General features: G+C 29.3%; 20 protein-coding genes and 1 pseudogene. 18 read left to right on the top strand and 3 right to left on the bottom strand.

The window, feature by feature from the left end; genetic code table 11:
- Positions 1 to 2: 2 nt before the first annotated feature.
- The gene (locus tag B8978_RS04415) at positions 3 to 578 is read right to left on the bottom strand and encodes a hypothetical protein (protein WP_084114132.1); all 576 of its coding nucleotides are present in this window, start codon (positions 576 to 578) and stop codon (positions 3 to 5) included.
- 163 nt (positions 579 to 741) lie between these two features.
- Here B8978_RS04415 and B8978_RS04410 point away from each other — a divergent pair, with 163 nt between their 5' ends.
- The 4 genes from B8978_RS04410 (at position 742) to B8978_RS04395 (ending at position 3,518) form a co-directional block, all read left to right on the top strand.
- Complete coding sequence (locus B8978_RS04410) at positions 742 to 1,491, top strand: HAD-IA family hydrolase (RefSeq protein ID WP_084114131.1); 750 nt, start codon at positions 742 to 744, stop codon at positions 1,489 to 1,491.
- A gap of 41 nt (positions 1,492 to 1,532) precedes the next feature.
- Positions 1,533 to 2,249, top strand: coding sequence for an HAD family hydrolase (locus B8978_RS04405; RefSeq protein ID WP_242950474.1), 717 nt, complete (start codon positions 1,533 to 1,535; stop codon positions 2,247 to 2,249).
- 103 nt (positions 2,250 to 2,352) lie between these two features.
- Positions 2,353 to 2,592: a YdbC family protein gene (locus B8978_RS04400; protein WP_084114129.1), complete on the top strand. Its 240-nt coding sequence runs from the start codon at positions 2,353 to 2,355 to the stop codon at positions 2,590 to 2,592.
- A 62-nt stretch (positions 2,593 to 2,654) separates the two neighbouring features.
- The gene (locus tag B8978_RS04395; RefSeq protein ID WP_139795962.1) at positions 2,655 to 3,518 is read left to right on the top strand and encodes a YitT family protein; all 864 of its coding nucleotides are present in this window, start codon (positions 2,655 to 2,657) and stop codon (positions 3,516 to 3,518) included.
- Positions 3,519 to 3,579: 61 nt separating this feature from the next.
- On the opposite strand, the gene B8978_RS04390 is transcribed toward B8978_RS04395, so the two are convergent.
- Complete coding sequence (locus B8978_RS04390) at positions 3,580 to 4,092, bottom strand: YbhB/YbcL family Raf kinase inhibitor-like protein (RefSeq protein WP_084114125.1); 513 nt, start codon at positions 4,090 to 4,092, stop codon at positions 3,580 to 3,582.
- Positions 4,093 to 4,264: 172 nt separating this feature from the next.
- Here B8978_RS04390 and B8978_RS04385 point away from each other — a divergent pair, with 172 nt between their 5' ends.
- From B8978_RS04385 to B8978_RS20455, 13 genes and pseudogenes are all read left to right on the top strand, one after another.
- Positions 4,265 to 4,780, top strand: coding sequence for a DUF1648 domain-containing protein (locus B8978_RS04385; protein WP_084114123.1), 516 nt, complete (start codon positions 4,265 to 4,267; stop codon positions 4,778 to 4,780).
- Between the two features lie 94 nt (positions 4,781 to 4,874).
- On the top strand, positions 4,875 to 5,012 hold the full coding sequence (locus tag B8978_RS19725) for a hypothetical protein (protein WP_176212607.1): 138 nt from the start codon (positions 4,875 to 4,877) through the stop codon (positions 5,010 to 5,012).
- Positions 5,006 to 5,131: pseudogene (locus B8978_RS20485) on the top strand (IS1595 family transposase); the annotation flags it as partial. The gene B8978_RS19725 and the pseudogene B8978_RS20485, both read left to right, overlap by 7 nt.
- 266 nt (positions 5,132 to 5,397) lie before the next feature.
- Positions 5,398 to 5,904, top strand: a complete 507-nt coding sequence (locus B8978_RS04380; protein ID WP_139795961.1) for a GNAT family N-acetyltransferase — start codon at positions 5,398 to 5,400, stop codon at positions 5,902 to 5,904.
- A 48-nt stretch (positions 5,905 to 5,952) separates the two neighbouring features.
- Positions 5,953 to 6,579, top strand: a complete 627-nt coding sequence (locus B8978_RS04375; RefSeq protein ID WP_084114121.1) for a class I SAM-dependent methyltransferase — start codon at positions 5,953 to 5,955, stop codon at positions 6,577 to 6,579.
- Positions 6,580 to 6,745: 166 nt separating this feature from the next.
- Positions 6,746 to 7,180 carry a GNAT family N-acetyltransferase gene (locus B8978_RS04370; protein WP_084114119.1) on the top strand — a complete coding sequence of 145 codons (435 nt, stop codon included), beginning with the start codon at positions 6,746 to 6,748 and terminating at the stop codon, positions 7,178 to 7,180.
- 281 nt (positions 7,181 to 7,461) lie between these two features.
- The gene (locus B8978_RS04365) at positions 7,462 to 8,061 is read left to right on the top strand and encodes a nitroreductase family protein (RefSeq protein ID WP_084114117.1); all 600 of its coding nucleotides are present in this window, start codon (positions 7,462 to 7,464) and stop codon (positions 8,059 to 8,061) included.
- 154 nt (positions 8,062 to 8,215) lie between these two features.
- Positions 8,216 to 9,514, top strand: a complete 1,299-nt coding sequence (locus B8978_RS04360; RefSeq protein ID WP_084114115.1) for a GNAT family N-acetyltransferase — start codon at positions 8,216 to 8,218, stop codon at positions 9,512 to 9,514.
- 56 nt (positions 9,515 to 9,570) lie between these two features.
- Complete coding sequence (locus tag B8978_RS04355; protein WP_084114113.1) at positions 9,571 to 10,623, top strand: MerR family transcriptional regulator; 1,053 nt, start codon at positions 9,571 to 9,573, stop codon at positions 10,621 to 10,623.
- Positions 10,624 to 10,740: 117 nt separating this feature from the next.
- Positions 10,741 to 11,196 (top strand): MarR family winged helix-turn-helix transcriptional regulator, encoded by a 456-nt coding sequence (locus B8978_RS04350; RefSeq protein ID WP_084114111.1) that lies wholly within the window; start codon positions 10,741 to 10,743, stop codon positions 11,194 to 11,196.
- Positions 11,168 to 11,545 carry a hypothetical protein gene (locus B8978_RS04345; RefSeq protein ID WP_084114109.1) on the top strand — a complete coding sequence of 126 codons (378 nt, stop codon included), beginning with the start codon at positions 11,168 to 11,170 and terminating at the stop codon, positions 11,543 to 11,545. Before B8978_RS04350 ends, B8978_RS04345 begins: the two co-directional genes overlap by 29 nt.
- Before the next feature lie 106 nt (positions 11,546 to 11,651).
- A complete protein-coding gene (locus tag B8978_RS04340) occupies positions 11,652 to 12,608 on the top strand; it encodes a MerR family transcriptional regulator (RefSeq protein WP_084114107.1) in 957 nt (318 codons plus the stop codon).
- 292 nt (positions 12,609 to 12,900) lie between these two features.
- Positions 12,901 to 13,077 (top strand): hypothetical protein, encoded by a 177-nt coding sequence (locus B8978_RS20455; RefSeq protein WP_341435436.1) that lies wholly within the window; start codon positions 12,901 to 12,903, stop codon positions 13,075 to 13,077.
- A 439-nt stretch (positions 13,078 to 13,516) separates the two neighbouring features.
- Here the strand turns inward: B8978_RS20455 and B8978_RS04330 are convergent, their stop codons facing one another.
- Positions 13,517 to 17,635 carry a 5'-nucleotidase C-terminal domain-containing protein gene (locus B8978_RS04330; protein ID WP_242950473.1) on the bottom strand — a complete coding sequence of 1,373 codons (4,119 nt, stop codon included), beginning with the start codon at positions 17,633 to 17,635 and terminating at the stop codon, positions 13,517 to 13,519.
- Between the two features lie 215 nt (positions 17,636 to 17,850).
- On the opposite strand from B8978_RS04330, the gene B8978_RS04325 reads away from it, so the two are divergent.
- The gene (locus tag B8978_RS04325) at positions 17,851 to 18,165 is read left to right on the top strand and encodes a DUF6054 family protein (protein WP_084114105.1); all 315 of its coding nucleotides are present in this window, start codon (positions 17,851 to 17,853) and stop codon (positions 18,163 to 18,165) included.
- Positions 18,166 to 18,171 lie beyond the last annotated feature (6 nt).

Here is an 18,171-nt window from a genome sequence, read left to right as displayed (position 1 = left end):
GACTATTTTAGTAAATTAGATCTTACAGTTGTTTGAAATATAGAGATTTTCCATTGCCCATTTTTTTTTGAAAGACCTAAAAATCCTTCAATAACATCTGAATGTGTACTTTTATCTTTCAAGGAAATAAACTTTAAATTGGTCTTATAACTATATGAGACTGTATTTGATTCATTATCATTTGAGGCTTTAGTCAAATTAAAACTGGTAACTTGCATTGTAAAATTATTTTTAGCACATCCTTGAATATTCATAATATCTTCTCTATTCATAATGAGAGTTGTATACTCTTTTTCTGTCATTAATGGTTTTATATTTTCTGTGGACAGTGAATGTATAGAATTTTCATATTTCATTAGTTTTGCTATTCCAGCAGAATCAGTAGCAGTACTCAATTGTCCATTTTCAGCTTGTAATAAAGTATTATATTTAGTGATTTTTTTTGAATCTATTGTGTAAAAGTTTTTAACAAAGTTTTCTGCCACTTTTTTAGCATCGTTTTCATCAGAAGCCCCACATCCAACAAATATAATTAATATTAAAAATAGTATACTTAATAACGGTATTAATTTTTTCATAGCCCCACCCCTTTTATTGATTATTTGATTATATACTTGTTATACTAAAAAATCAATATTTATCCATATGTCTTCTTAAATTATGTTATAATATAAAAACTAAGCAAGTTCTATTTCAGGTGTCATACTGCGTTAAAGTGGAAAAGCTAAAAGGAGAAAAATTATGGAAATTGAGAGTGATAATATGTCATCTTTTGATAATAAAATCAAAGCAATTTTAATTGATTCAGGCAGAGTGCTGAATGTACCAGTGACAGGACATTGGTTTATAACACCAAATTTTTTTAACTATGTTGATAAGAAAAAGTTTAACGCTATAAAAGCCTCCAAGAGAAAGGTAGCCTTTGATAATGCAGGTCAATATATTCAAAAACAAAATTTAATTCTTAATAAAGAGGAAGAATTTAAGCACTTTATTGAATATTACAAGATATTTTCAAATTTTTTACCACAGTTAGAATTAGGAGATAAAGATATACAAGCTATTGCTAGAGACTTGGTATATAATTGCAGTAAATATTGTTTTTATGAAGATGTTTTTACTACTATCCCGAAATTAAGCAAATCATATAAATTGGCAGTTGTGTCAGATGCATGGCCATCACTGGAAAATGTATTTATAAAAGCTGAATTAAGAGATTACTTTTCATCCTTTGTTATATCCTCAATAATAGGTGTAACTAAACCAAACGAATTAATGTACAAAACGGCACTTGAGAAACTTAATGTTTTACCAGAAGAAGCAATATTTATTGATGATAGTATAAGAAATTGTGATGGAGCAATAAAACTTGGTATTAAATCATTTGTATTATGTAGAGACTGGAGAATATACAGCTACAATAAATTAACTCATAGAAAATATAATATTATTAGAAGTTTGAATGATATAGAAAGAAGTTTTCTAGGCTAATGGAAGTATAAAATTAAAAATAGAAGTGGGGAAGATTAAGTATGGAATATTCAAAGTTGAAAAGAAAGGACAATATGATAATTTTCTTTGATTTAGATGGGACCTTGCTTGATCACAAAAGCTCTGAATATTTAGGGGTAAAAGAATTTTACAATTATAATAAGAAATATTTTAAATTTAATGAAAATGAATTCTATAAGGCATGGTGTGATATTTCTGAAAAGCATTTTAATATATATTTAGCTGGGAAATTGACATTTAGAGAGCAAAGAATTGAAAGGATAAAAGAATTGTTTCGCTTAGCTAAAATTAAATTATCAGAACATGATGCCGAAAAAAATTTTAATGAATATCTTTTAAATTATGAAAATAATTGGAAATGTTTTGATGATGTAAAGCCATGTTTAGACAGTCTTAAGGATTACAGACTAGGAATTATAAGTAACGGTGATTTAACACAGCAGAATCTTAAGCTTGAGAAAATGAAAATTAAAAGTTATTTTGAAATTATTATAACTGCAGGAGAAGTTGGAATATCCAAACCTAATGTAGAGATATTCAAAATTGCAGCGTCAAAAGCAAATGTTGAGCTTCGGTATTGTTATTATGTTGGCGATGATTTAAATACAGATATATTACCTTGCAAGAAAGTTAATATGAAAGGTATTTTCATAGATAGAAATGGAATAGCTGGGAAAATAGTAGATTTCGCAGTTATTAATAGCTTAGAGAATCTAAAAAATTACATAGAAGGCTAGGATTAAATTATATTTTATTGCAAGTTAGGTGGTTTTGAGATAGAATATAACCATTTATATAAAATCTAAGGATTAAATTAAAAATCAGAAGGAGTGATTTTTTTTGGCAGATATAAGATTTGAAATCATAAATAAACTAGGTGTTTTAGCTGAAGGAGCTAAAGGTTGGAAAAAAGAAGTAAATATTATGAGCTGGAATGGTAGAAAAGCAAAAATAGATGTAAGGGACTGGGATGAAGAGCACATTAAAATGGGAAAAGGTATTACATTTAGTAAAAATGAATTAAAGGCATTAAAAGAGTTATTAAATGAGCTTGACATTGATGAATTAGATATTGAATAGATTAGTGAGGGGATAATAGCTTAACAGATTTTACGACTATTAGGATTAATGGGGAGGTCAATGTGAGAAGCGATACGATATTTAATAAACAAAATATAAAAAATGCAATTTTTGTAATAGCGGGATGTTTATTATCTGCTATAGGTGTAAATATGTTTTTAGTAAGTGCAGAACTATTCAGTGGTGGCATGTCTGGTATAGCAATCTTAATACAGTACGCTTTGAAAATTCCAGCAGGATATACGGTACTAATAGCTAATATACCTTTACTAGCATTAAGTTATAGAAAATTAAATAAAAGATTTACAATATACAGTATAATAGGAACTGTTTCACTATCATTGTTTTTATTATTGACTAAAAATTTAAATAGCATTGTTACAGTTCACGATACTCTTCTATTTTGTGTATATGGAGGAGTATTAACTGGGGTAGGAGCAGGAATAGCATACTCAAATCATGGTTCAGAAGGTGGTATGAACATAGTAGTAATGTTACTTAAAAAAAAATATGATAGCTTGGATGTAGGACAGCTAGGCTTTATTGTAAACTGTGTAATAGTATTTTGCGGAATGTTACTAAATGGAATAGCTGTAGCGTTATATACATTAATGAGCATGTATATAGCAGCTTTTGTCACAGATAAGATGATTCATGGTTTATCAAGAAAAAAAGTATTACTTATAATTACAGATAAAGAGGATGAGGTATGTGAGTATATAGAAATGCATAAGCACCGTGGGGCTACATTGCTAAATGGCAAGGCCATTGCAGGAAAAGAAAGAAGAGTTATATATTGCATAGTACATGTATCAAGACTACCAGAGCTTAAATACTCAGTGTTAAAAATAGATGGGGATGCCTTGATTTCAATAATAGATGCTTCAGAAGTAGATGGTAGAGGCTTTAATTCAAGTATTCTTTAAAACATTCTTAAAAGCTTAGAAGTCAATAAAAATTTAACTTCTGAGCTTTTAAAATATATAGCTATTTTCTACCTTTAACTGTAATCTCTACTTTCTCTAATATATGATCTTTTGAGGCTCTTATAAATTCATTTAAGAAATAACCATTTTTTAAGTTTAACTCTTTATCAAGAGCATATACCGTTAATGTATAATCGTGGTCTTTGTCAGGTGGAGTTGGTCCACCATATTGATGTATAATCTTAGGATTATCAATGTTCGCTAAGGGTGAAATCCAGCTGTTGCAGCCTTGTATAAATTCAGCATTATTTATATCACTGGAATTCTCCGCTAAAATGTTTTTTTTAGGTGAAATATCAGATGCTAACCAGTGTATCCATGGAAAACCACAAACCGGTACAGAATCATAATCAATAAAGGTTAAAGCTACGGATTTAGTGTTATTCGGTAAATTGGTGAACTCAATTGGAAAGGATACAAATGGAACGCCTTCTCTTTTAAGTTCTTGTTTTGCATATTTACTATAATCATCTGCTAAATATCCTTCTGATAAGTTTAGAATTTTAATTTTCATAAAATCATCCTCCACGCATTAAATATTTGTAACATAATAATTCACAAATATGATACTGTTATCTTTAGAAATTATACCATATTATTCTATAATTTATAGCTGTGAAAGGGTATAATAAGATATATATTTGATAATATAGAGTGAAAGATACACAGAGGTAGGAGATAAAAGCATGAATACTAATTATGACAACAATAAAAGGCCTAAATTGAATATACCTAGGTCAAATTTAGAAAAAGTAATGGATGTTATGTCTATACTAGCTGTTATTACAACTTGGACTTATTTGATAATTTCATGGGGAAACTTACCTAGTAAGGTGCCAACACATTTTGACTTCTCAGGAAATATAGATAGCTGGGGCGGAAAAGGTTCACTATTATTACTACCAATAATAATGACTATACTATATATTTTTCTTACTATTATTTCTAAGTTTCCTCAATGTTTTAATTATCCAGTTACTATAACTGAGAAAAATGCGAAAAGTCAATATCAAAATGCACGTACGCTTATAGCTTTGTTAAAAACAGAAATTATAGTGGTTTTTTTGTACTTAGAATGGAAAAGTATTCAAATTGCAGCTACTAAGTCAACCGGACTTGGATCATGGTTTTTGATAATATTCCTCATTGTTTTATTCGGAACTTTAGGATTTTATATCCATAAAATGTCTAAAGCTAAATAAAGATTGGCTATGTTAAAGAATTGTGTTGAAAATTGACTATAACCTGTAAAATTGGTTATAAAAAGACTATACGAATGATTATGGAGGTCTTATTATGCCAACAGTAGAGTCAGTAAAACATGATATACACGCATTAGGAACAGCAGGAAAAGAAGAAATACTAAACTACCTTGAAGAAGTATTCGTGTTAGGCTCATTTGCTACAGAGGTTACAAATGAAGTTAAATATTAGACGCAATTAGAGCCTTTATGGGTATTGGAAGTGTTGGTGGCGTTATAGAGGTTTACGAGGCTTTCTTTAGGGAGTCTTTTAAGGGTAATCATAAGAAAAATACTGCTTTTAAAATGCCACCAAATCCCATAAAAGATACGTATTGGTTTAAATGACTCGAAATCCTTAATACAGAGAAAGATACTATAAAGAGCAAAAATTTATTGGTACAATCTCATACGTCTTATACTGATATAAAATTAAAGGATTTTAGTATTAGAGAAGCAGTTTTTGTATAATATATATAAAATATTTTAAATTGTACACTTATATACTGTATAATCAAATAATTTATAATTATGGGAAATTGCGAAATAAAAATTATTTATACAATGGAGGTGTTGTTGTGAATTGTGAGTTGAAAAAGTTGTCACCAGATGATGGTAGAGATATATACGATATGTTACAGAAACTTCCGAAAGATGAAAATGGGTTCACAAATGGATGCAGTGGGTTAACATATGAAGAATTTAAAAAATGGTTAGTCAAAAACAATAATATGTCTAATGGTATTGGGATTGAAGAATGGATGGTTCCACAAAATAATTACTGGTTATTTATTGATGGGATACCAGTGGGAATGGGGAAATTACGACATTATTTAACTGATAAACTAAGAAAAGACGGTGGACATATTGGATATTCTATACTTCTTGACTATAGAAACAAGGGGTATGGAAAAATACTTTTGAAAATGCTTATTGATTGTGCTAAGGATATGAAGATTGATAGGCTTCTACTTATGGTTCATAACCATAATGTTACATCAATAAAAACTGCACTTGCAAACGATGGTATAATAGAAAAAGTAGATAGTAAGTGCCATTTTATTTGGATTGAAAATAAATATTAATTCTTGTTTTAGAAGTTATAAATTAAATTTTAAAGGAGATATATATGCATGAATCTACAAAAAGATTATTGGAATAAAATATATGCTTCAAATTCAGATAGAAAACTTAAATATGATCTATGGTTAGATAAATATAAAAATATATTAATTGAATCAAAGGACACCCCTATTATTGATCTAGGATGTGGATCTGGGAATGATACTCTTTATCTCAAAGAGAGAGGATATGAAGTGATTTCTTGTGATTTTTCAGAGAAAGCATTAGAGAGGCTAAGTGGCTTTTTTGATAATCTAAGTGTTAAATGTTTTGATTTAAGAGGCGGACTACCATTCGAAGATAACTTTGCGAAAATAATTATCTCAGATCTTTCATTACATTATTTTCAATGGGTTGAAACTGAAAAAATATTAAATGAGATAAGTAGAGTGTTAATGAAGGAAGGTGTCTTATTGTGTAGAGTTAATTCAACAAATGACACAAATTATGGCGCTGGACAAGGAGTGAAAATAGAAGAAAACTTTTATAATATTGATGGTAAATTAAAGAGATTTTTTAATGAAGCCCAATTGAGAGAACTTTTTAAGGAGTGGGACATTCAATACATAAATGAAACTGAAATTGATAGGTACAACAGTAAGAAAGTATTATGGGAAATTTCAATTAAGAATATATAATGATAAAACAATTAGGGCACTGATTCTACTATATTATAAAAGTATGAAATCCAGACGATAAAATTAACCACTCATACACTAAATTATGAGAGTTGTGGTACTGTTCATAAAAACTAAAATGCAATAGTATTAACATATATTATGAAGTGTTGTAGGGGGTTATAAGTTGGAAAATATTAAAATTAGGGAAATGAAAGTTGACGATTTTAAAGATGTTTATTTACTAAATAAGGAATTAGGCTATGAATACCAAGAAGAAAAAGTTAAAGATAGAATTAAATTTATATTGACTAATACCAAGGATGTTATTTTTGTGATGGAGTTAAAAGATAAAATTATTGGATATATTCATGGTAGTGCTTACGAATTACTTTATTCAGATTCATTGATAAATATTTTGGGTTTTGTAGTTAAAGAGGCATATAGAAATATTGGAATAGGTAATAAACTAATTCAGTATCTTGAAGATTGGGCAAGTGTGAAAGGTTATTCAGCTATTAGATTGTCATCTAGTATTAATAGACTAGACGCACATAAATTTTATGAAAAACACGGATATATTAATGACAAAAATCAAAAAAGATTTATTAAATTATTATAATACAACCACGGATTTGGCTTTAATAAAACTAGATACGTGGCCTTTTTGTTTTTATATAAATATTAAAAAAATTTTAAATAAAAGTATTGACTAATAAATATAATTATGTAATAATAAATTTAAAGTTAATTACTAAATGTAACTTACGAAGAAATAATATAAACATCATAAGTTTATGGAATTACAATATAATTTACATAACTTATTTATTGAAAAAGCAAATAAATTAAGAGGTATTTGCAGATAACTAAAATGATATTATAAATTGGAGGAATGGTAATATGAAAAAAGATTTTTTGGCTGCATTAACAGATAGACGTACATTTTATGGAATTAGTAAAGAGGCAGTAGTTTCAGATGAGAGAATTAAAGAAATTGTTGAAGAGGCAGTAAAGTATACTCCATCATCATTTAATTCACAAAGTGCTAGAGTAGTTTTATTATTAGGAGATCATCACGATAAGTTATGGGAAATTACGAAGGCAGCTCTAAAAAAGATTGTTCCTGCTGATCAATTTAGTGCTACTGAAGATAAAATAAATTCATTTAAAAATGGATATGGTACTGTTTTATTCTTTGAAGATAACAGTGTAATTGAAAGTCTTCAAGAACAATTTGCTCTTTACAAAGATAACTTTCCAATATGGTCTCAGCAATCAAGTGGAATGCTTCAATTTGTAGTATGGACTGAACTTGAAGTTGAAGGTTTTGGTGCATCATTACAACATTATAATGAACTTATAGAAAATGATATCAAGAGTGAATGGAATATACCAGATAACTGGAAGCTAATAGGACAAATGCCTTTTGGAAAACCAACAGCACAGCCAGATGAAAAACAATTTAATCCATTAGAAGAACGTGTTAAGGTATTTAAATAATAGTAATTTTATAAAAATAAAAGTCCCTAAAAAAACAGGGGCTTTTATTACATCTGAAACTTAGAAATCGTTATCCCATGTATAACATATTAATATAACTTAAACCTATTAAACACTTTTATCAACAAATAATATGGAAGAGAGTTGATTAATTATGAGTAAAATAATTCATATAGTTTTTTCAAAAAGTGCAGAGGGAAGTTTTAAGTACGCTGTTAATATAAAAAAATACATTGCCGGAAATAAAATTATAGCATTATATGACAATCTTTCAATTGGAAGATTAGGGAATCTTAATAAACTAGATGACAGAAAAAAATGGTGGGGACAAATAAATGGAGACGATATAGATATATGTGAAAATATAGATGGAATAGAAGAAAATTATGATAAGTTCTATAATGATATTTCTGAAATAAGTGAAACGGACATTGTATATCTATGGTATGGAAAATGTGATGAGGAAACATGTGGAATGCTTTGTACTATGAATTTGTTAAAGGATAAATTAATAAATGTTTATAATGTTAATGTATCAAATATATTTATAAAAAAGAAGGATGGGGTAGTTTTTGTACGATCAGCCGGAGAAATTGTACCACAAGAATTAGGTAATTATATGAGTAAGGCAGAAAAACTAGGTTCTGAAGAATATAAAAACTTAATAAAGCAGTGGGAGAGACTGGTAAAAGAAAATTCAATACTTAGAACATACAAAAATGATAAAATACATAGTGTAAATGAAGATTATTTTGACAAAGACATATTGGAATTTTGTAATAGAGAATATAATAAGGTATTAAGAATTATGGGTAATGTACTTGTAAACAGTGAATCGCGAATTACAGAAGAATATATATTGTGGAGAATAAAAAAACTTGTAAAATCAGGGAAGCTGAAGCTTAAAGGTGATTTTGTAGTTATGAAAGAATTGGAAGTATGCATTACTGGTGGAGGACTAGACTACTTAAATAGTAAATTTAAAGTTAAATTAGCAGAAAAGAATAATAGTAATTCTATTTTACAATTACTGAATACCGTAACATTAAATTTACATAATAGAGGTATAAATCAGTGGGAATACCCTTGGAAGTGTGATGAAATTCAATTAGAAATAAAAGAAGGTCACACATATATTGTTACTATAGATGATGAGATAATAGGTGTGTTTTCTGTAAAAGATGTAGGCAATAGTACTGGATTTGATTTTATAAAATGGAGTAGCATGTATCTATATAGGATAGCAATATTGCCACAATATCAAGGAAATAATATAGGATGTGAAATTATTAAATATGCCCATACATTAGCTCGAAATTCAAATAAAACATTGTATTTGGATTGTTGGGCAGGTAATGAAAAATTAAAGAAATTTTATATTAATACTGGATTTTGTTATTGTGGTGATTTTCCAGAAGAAGATTATATGATTAGTGTTTTTAAATATGAATAAATAGTATTGACCTTGCCTAAGGGGCAGGGTTTATATTTTTATTGAGGTGATTATAAATGAATACAAAAACTGTTTACAAGCAATTTAATATTTCTCAAAAAGCATTGAGAATATATGAGGATTTGGGTATTGTTGTTCCCAAAAGGGATGAAAACAACTACAGGAATTACAGTGAAGATGATATATTGAAATTAAGGCAGCTAATTGTCTTAAAGGAAATGGGAATTCCATTAAAGAACATTAAGCAATTATTGAACAAAGAATGTGAAGATGACAATAAAATAATACGTGCGTTAGACTTTCAACTAAAAGTTGTTGATAATAAGATTAATGAGCTAATTAATATCAAAATTACTTTACAGCAAAGTGTAAATGAAGTATTAAATACATATGAAGTTACTAATTATAGTGAATACTTTAATAAAATAGACAAATGCTTGAGTGAAAATAGCGAAAAAAGATGTAAGTGGCTAGATAAATGGGGATTTGATACATGGGCAAAAAATTACGATGTTTCAATTAAGGATAAGGTGGGAAATGATTTAAACCTATTTGAAAATTATGATTTTGTATTAGAACACGTAGCAGAATTAATATCTAACAACAACGCTTTGAAGATAATAGATATTGGGTGTGGTACAGGAAATTTGTATGGAAAATTGAAAAATAATATAGAATTTACAGGAGTGGATCAAAGCATAGAAATGCTTTTACAATTAAAGAACAAATATCCAAATGTAAAATTGAGGTTAGGAAACTTTTTAGATGAGCCATTTATAGAAAATCAATTTGACGTCGTTACATCAACCTTTGCATTTCATCACTTGAACTTAATAGAAAAGCATATGGCAATAAATTTATTACTAAGGTATCTAAAAAATGGAGGTACTATCATCATTGCAGATTTAATGTTTTTAAATTGGACAGAGCGTATAAAACAAAAGGAGTATTTTCTTGAAAATGACAGAAAAGATTTATGGGATATAATTGAGGACGAATATTATACAGACATTGAAGAAATTGTGGATTACGCAGAGAAGTTAGGATGTGAAGTTAAGTATGAGAATATAGTTAACTTTACGTGGGTACTACAAATATTTAAAAAATAATTACACCATGAATATCCTTTAATTAACATATTAAGTATTGACAGGAAAAATTCCTGATATATAATAGTAAGTATACATACAATATATATTCCTATTATTAACTAAGAGGGTGGTTACGTGGAAATACAAAATATTTTAGGATATTTACTTAATACGAGTGCTAGATTAATTAAGAGAAAAATGGATAAAAGTTTAGAAAGATATAATCTTACAACATCACAATGGGCTGTTATAAAGTTGTTATTTAATAAAACTCAGTTAACCCAAGTTGAAATTGCATATGAGTTAAATTCGGATAGGGCAACTGCAGGAGCTGTTATTTTAAACCTATATGAAAAGAAATATATTAATAAGTTAGTTGATAAAAATGATAGGAGGTCTTATGTAATCAGTTTAACTGAAAAGGCAAAAGATGCAGTAAAAGAAATTGATTTAATAGTTGAAAATGTTACAGAAGAGGCTTTAAAAGGATTAAGTGATAAAAATGTAGAAGATTTATATGAATCACTGAAACATATTAATAAAAATTTATCGGAGGGGCAAAATGGTAACTTGGAAAGAAGAAATTTTTAGAGCATTTTTATTAGCTTTTGGCACAGGTCAAATTATTGCCAATGCATCGTATCTGTTAAAGAAGAACGGAATAAATTTAGCTAGAAGACAACATCAAGAATTACCTAATTATGCATCAGATAAGATGATGAAAATAAAAGTTGCATGTATGTTTTTAGCAGGTGTTATGTTTTTTATGGTTTCATCAATTTCGTATATATTTCATAGTTATTTCAGTTTAGCAATACTTGTTTCATTAATACTGTTTTCTATATATGCTATTTCAGAAGCAATATACTATAAATATTGGAAAACAACTGGATTTGCTGTGGTTAGTGTAATTTTACTTGGAGTTTATGCTATTATTTAATAAATTCAGAATATTAAAGCTAAAAAACAATTGACTTGTACCTTACAGGCACCATTACACTAAGATTAAAGATTAGCTAATATTTAATTTTATGGAGGTATTGTTTATGAACATTAAAGTTGTATCTGAAAAAACTGGATTAACCAAAAAGGCTATCAAGTATTATGAGAGTGAAGGACTAATTAGTCCAGCGAAAAATAATGAAAACAAATATAGAGAGTACACTGATGTTGATATTGTAAGACTTAATTTAATTGCATCATTAAGAATTATAGATATTCCAATAAGTGAAATAAAGGGTATGCTAGAAGGAAATAAGACGCTAAAGGGTGTCCTTAGAGGCACTTTAAATAAAATAAATGAATCAATTGGTAATTTAGAAAAGACTAGACTTGTTATCGGTACTATTATAAATAAAGATTTGCAGGACTATGATACTATTGGAGAGCAGGTTAAAACCTTAAGAGAAACTTTAGAATATTCTATGGCAGAAAAGAAAGAATTTGTTTCTGAAACACTGCTTAGAATTTTCCCGGGTAACTATGGCGAACTAGTTGTAAGTTTGTATGAACCTTTTTTAAACATAACAATAGATATGGATGAAAAGAAAGAAGTTTGGCTAAAGCTTGTAGAGTTTTTAGATGAATTAAATGAAGTTTATGAAAATCATCCGGCTCTTAACCAGATAAAGAATATGGATAAATCTAAGATAGAAGATTTTAAAGAAAAAGCAAAAAATGATAAGTTAAAGATTTTAAATGGGGATATTGCTAAGCTAAAAGAAGAACGTAAAAGAACTGCTATGCAATCATTCAAATTAATAAATGGAAATAAAGAATTAAAGAAAAAGATTGTTCAAGCGTCCGTACAATCTAAAGACATGTTAAAAGGTGCTGGACTATCAAACAATATATTTGAAGAATATTTAGGGATTTTAAGTGAAGAATATAAAAGATATTGTGAAATAAACAAAGAAATAAATGAGTTTGTGGAAGAAGAGATGAAAAAGGAATCTGGTGTAAACTTAAAAGAATTTTATTCGGGACTAATAGCACAGTCATAGGCAAGAAAAGAAAGACAAAAGCTTATTAATTATTTTTTTAGAATGTGCCTAATGTTCTTTAAAGTCAAATTAAGAGGATGTCGAACTAAAAAATTAGTGTGACAGTTTCTTTGCATAAAAATAAATCTCCCACTCGGAGGATTGAAAGATTTATAGTAAAATTAATATATGATCAAACATATTAATTCACACAAAATTATACTTTAAACGGTGGAAAAAATGAGTATCTAAAAATTTAGAAAGACTACTTTGCAAATTAGCTGAATGTGAAGAAATATATGGATTAAAACTTGTGTATGAAAATGTAGTAAAAATGAAGCATATAAAAAAGCTCCGCAAGAAGCTTTACGCTTTAAAACAGAAAGAAAATATAGAATTTGTATATGGATGTGGCAAAAGAAAAAATCAAGTTCAACGTTCTATTGAAAAGCTTGAGGAATATCTTAATAAGCTTAAAGAATATACATAGAAAATCCATACCTGCGGTAAGCGTAATAGCTATTCAAAAACTGATAATGATGCAACTTTTATGAGAATGAAGAAAATTATGTTTATATTAAAGAGAATGGGAATTTATCATATATTAAACTAGCAAATTATGAAATATGAAAAACAAGAAAAAGTAAGACTGGTTATATAAGCGAAAAAACAATATATATTTCTGAGGACTGTAGCAACTGCAATCACAAGAACACCATGGCCCATAATATAAATAAGGTACATAATAAAATTCAGTCAGATAGAACTGAAACACATCTTTTCTCACTTAAAAAAAGTGCCTAATTTTAAAATATAAAAAACTCTGCCGCGTTAGTATATTTTTTTATGCTAATGCGACAGCCCCTTAAAAATTAATATATATTGTTACTTATCTATAAAACAACATGTCAATGATTTAAATCCTATTATTAAGCTGCTTTTTTGCTTCTTTTTTTATAGACAGTTAGCATAATTACCCCTAAACCTAAGGCTAAGGTTCCAAACTCAATTAAGACCAAAGAATCAATTGCTGAACCTGTTTGGGGTAGTTTTTGAACTCCGATATTATTTTGTTTAGCGTCTTGAACCGCCGAAGCTACTGAATTATTTACACCAGTAGGTGCCTGATTTTGTCCAGGGTTTAATGGAGCAGGACTTATTGGTGCTGGGGTAACTGGCGTTGGTGCTATTGGTGTAATAGGAAGAGGTGTCACGGGGTTAGTATCTGTTTCTTCAGTTACAGGAGTTGTATATACCTTCCAGTTGTTTGAACAGTCTGGAGTTATTGTCTTATTATTTGAAATATAGTTCATCATAAGACTTCTCACTTGGCAGTCATCACCTAGGGACTTAGCAGAACTGTAGGTTACAATACTAGGATCCGTATTACTTAATCCAGCTGCCTTCATAAATCCACCACCACCATTGTATCTGTAGTCATTAATAGCAACAGTAAATAAATCTGTATCCTTAACTAATACTCCATTTATTTTTAAATTTTTTATCCTGTTACCGGAAAGTACCCTTCCCGTAGTTGAATCTACAGTACATGCTGGTTGTGTTAAATCTACATCATAGGTTGCGCCATATAATTGGTCTAAATTATAATCTGGAACGTTTAAGGTAGAGTCTTTAGTAATTGGATCACTTGCATTCATTACTTGCTTGTAATATCTTACAGAAAACTCCATCCAATTTTTTAACTGTTTACCAGTCATTTTTACTCCATACAAATAATTCTCATAAACATATACAGACATAATATCCTTTATAGTTACATCACCCTTTGGAATATATGCTGATGAACTTAACGGTGCTGCTATTGAAAGCTCGGTACCTGCTGCATCCTTTTGCACCTTGTTAATTAATTCCATTATTGGAGTTGGTCCTGTAGTTTGAGAATCACCTTTAAATTCTCCAGTTGAAGTTCCAAGTTTAGTTTGTGTATAACTTAAAGTTTTATCTTGGTAGGGCTGAATTAACTGAACTACTTTAGGGTCTTCAGCAATAGTATTATTCATTTGAATATTTTTTGTATTTAAGCCAGTAAAAGTACCATTTGCATCAATGTCTATATCTATTTGAGAAACGTAGGCTCCCCATTTATTTGGTTCAACTACTGGTACAACTTTACCATTTGGATTTTTTAAACTTAAATCATTTACTGTGTTATGAACATGTCCTGCCACTATGGCGTCTATTCCTGAAACTTGAGTAGCTATAGCTTTTACTTGATTTTCAGGTATAACGTCAGATGCACTTTCTTCTCCACTGTGTGCAGCTACAATAATTACATCTGCCCCAGCAGCTTTAACCTTTGGTACCCATAATTTTGCTTCACTTACCAAATCATTAAAATGAAGAACTGCATAATGAGAAGGATCTTCCCAATCCGGTATACATTTTGTTGTAAGGCCTAGGATTCCTACTTTAATTGTTTTTCCATTAACATTAAAGCTCTTAATATAATATGGCTTAACAAAGTTTGTATTATCACTGTTATAAGTGTTTGCTGACAATACACTAATACCCTCTTTTTTAGCATCATCTATAACTCTATTTAATGTTGGTAGGCCGTAGTTAAATTCATGGTTTCCAAGAGTCCAAGTATCATATTTCATGGAACCCATTACCTTCATTAAGGGGTATTCAGATGTGGTGTCTATCTTATCAAAATAATAGGAAAGAGGTGTTCCTTGAATAGTATCACCATCATCTATTAGCATAGTGTTTGGATTTGTATTTCTTACACTATTTACATAAGTTGATACTTTGGCTAAACCTACCGATGCTGAAGGTGCTTTGTCAGTTGCATAGTCATAGTTAAGCACATGTCCATGTATATCTGCTGTTGCCATTATTGAAATAGTTGAGGAATTATTTGTTTGGTTACCGCCGCTACTTACCTTTGTTACGTTTGAAGGCTGGTCTACAATAAGTTCATAATTTGTTTGATATTGTGAAACTACGCCTATAACATTTACTTTATCATTAGCAGAAATTCCATTTAAAGCTGGCATTTTATAGATGTCAATGCTTCCAGTAGAATCATTTATTGTGGAATCAGCTGATGCATCATAAGTGCTTAGTGTTACGTTATTTAATTCTACTAACTGACCTTCTAAACTTTCGTTAATGTCTGCTATATTAACTGCTTTAGGATTTACTGTATTTCCTGTACTTAAAGTAGCAACTTTACTAGCATCCTGTGGTGTGATTTCTAAGAGATTGTTATAAATAGATAGTGGACCTGTAACCTGAATTTGATCTCCTTTTTTTACTGTAGACTTAGCTTTAGAATTATAAACACAAATTCCTGCATTATTGTCTTGAATAAAAATATTACTTCCGTTGATTGTTGTTACAATTCCAGTAACTGTAACATTACCAGAGGTTAATTTCCTTGCATCTGATATACTCATAGAAGCTACTGGGTTTGTTTGTGCTTGTGGGGTGATTCTATTATCCATAACATAGTTAATTGTGTTATTAGCTGTGACGTCCTCCACTAAAGCATCACGAACAAGCTTATGAGTATCAAATAAAGTGTTTTTAATAGATGAATCATTAAATTCTGTAAAACCATCTCCACCTGTAAGAACAAAATCTGGGCCTGCAAGCTTTAGTTTGTCAGTATCATTAATAGCTGTTCCATCCTCTTTGGTGATATTTGTTACTCTACTGCCAAAAGGCTGTGATGGGGTATAAGTAAATTTAATTCCTGAAATTTGAATTCCTTTTCCACCTATGGTATTAGATGCATTGTTTGGATCAGGATAGGTTCCAACTGCTTGTTCCAAAATAGCTTTTAATTGAGATTTTTTAACAGTCACAGTATCAATTTCATTGTCGAAAGGCATAAATGCATAAAGTTGACCATAGGTTAAATTTCCTTTATTTAAATCTGTTCTAAGACCACCATTATTGGTAACACCAATATCTGCTTTTGCATAATTTTTTACTACATCTGCTACCCAATTTCCTAATTTTGATTCACCATAAGGCTGTTGATCTTGATTTCTATTTAAATCAGAGCTTATGTTTCCAATAACTTTATTAGTTGTTGAACCAATGGAAGCATTAGCAGTATCAACTATTTTTTGTATACTCGTATCAATTACAGGATTGGGAGCTTTATAACCATTTTTATTGTCTAAAGCAATGTAACTTGAAGTAACGTTTGGAAAACTAACTTTATTGTCAGAGGTGATTGTCATTTTTAAATCTCCGTAACCTTTTCCGCTACAATTAGAATTTACAACAGGTATACCATTAACTAATTTTTCTTCTATTGTATGTGAATGTCCTCCGAATACTGCATTTACATTGGAAAGCTTATTCACTATACTGTCTAGGGTGTCGCCACCTTCATGAATTACAGCTATAACAATATCTGCTTTGTTGTTATTTTTAATATCTTTTGCAACATTGTTAATTTCTGATGCAACATCTGTAAAATTTTTATTGGAAACATAGGCAGGCATAACAATGTTTGGTGTATCATTTGTAATTGCTCCTATAAAGGCAATTCTTACACCGTCTTTTGTAATAATTTTATAAGGATTAAAAACTCGCTTTCCATTTGTGCCATCTGAATTTTTATTATATAAATTTGCACATATTATGTTGTAGGAAGCATTCTTCATTGTAGTATTTGTTATTGTATCTAATCCCCAATCAAATTCATGATTGCCTAAGGCCGTAAAATCCATACCTAGATTGCTCATAACCTGCTGGACTGGAACACCTTTTAGAATGTTGGATGTGGCTGTTCCTTGGTATAAATCTCCACCTCCAAAAATAATAGTATCTGGATTAGTAGACTTAACAGCTTTAATTCGATTTCCTAGCACTGCAGCTACAGGATTTGTTGGGTTACTTGTGTCTTGAAGTGCCCCATGAAAATCTGTAATTTCAACAAGATCGAAGGTTTTGTTAATTGTAGTAGCATACATGGCTGTAGGAAATCCGTTTAGAAAATTGGAAATTATGATTAGTGCGACTAGAAGCTTTGACATCCATTTTCGAGATTTAGTTAATTTAAACAATATTATCCCCTCACTTGATTTTTCTCATACATAAAGATAGCATATATATTAATTATTAGGATTAAATTATAGTTAAATACATGTTAAATAATGGGAAAAATGACTGTGATTTTTGATTATATATTTAGGTTAATATAACATTAATTTCAATATAATGTTATAATTAAACATATTAAATTAATATGATGTATGATATAAATTTGGAGGTGGAATTGATGAGTAAAAAAGATTTAACTGTAGATTTATTGCCCAATGATGTTTTAACAAAAATTAAAAACAATCTTGATGCAGACTTGATACATGAAGAGTTTCATCAAGTTGATGATAAAAAATATATAGGAACATTAGTTTATGAAAAGTATTTTTTCAGAGTTAAAAATAGAGTAGCTTTGGTTGTTATAGCTGACAATCTTTATGGTAAAACAAACATAAGAGTAATATCAACAGCAAGTTCAGAAGGGGTGTTTTTAAAATTTGATTGGGGAGCTAGTGATAGCTTTATAGATGAGATAGAAAACATATTGAGATAAGGTGGT

The organism is Clostridium acidisoli DSM 12555 (genome assembly GCF_900176305.1).
In the GTDB taxonomy this organism is placed as follows: Bacteria; Bacillota; Clostridia; order Clostridiales; family Clostridiaceae; genus Clostridium_I; species Clostridium_I acidisoli.
This window is presented reverse-complemented; position numbering and strand designations above follow the sequence as displayed.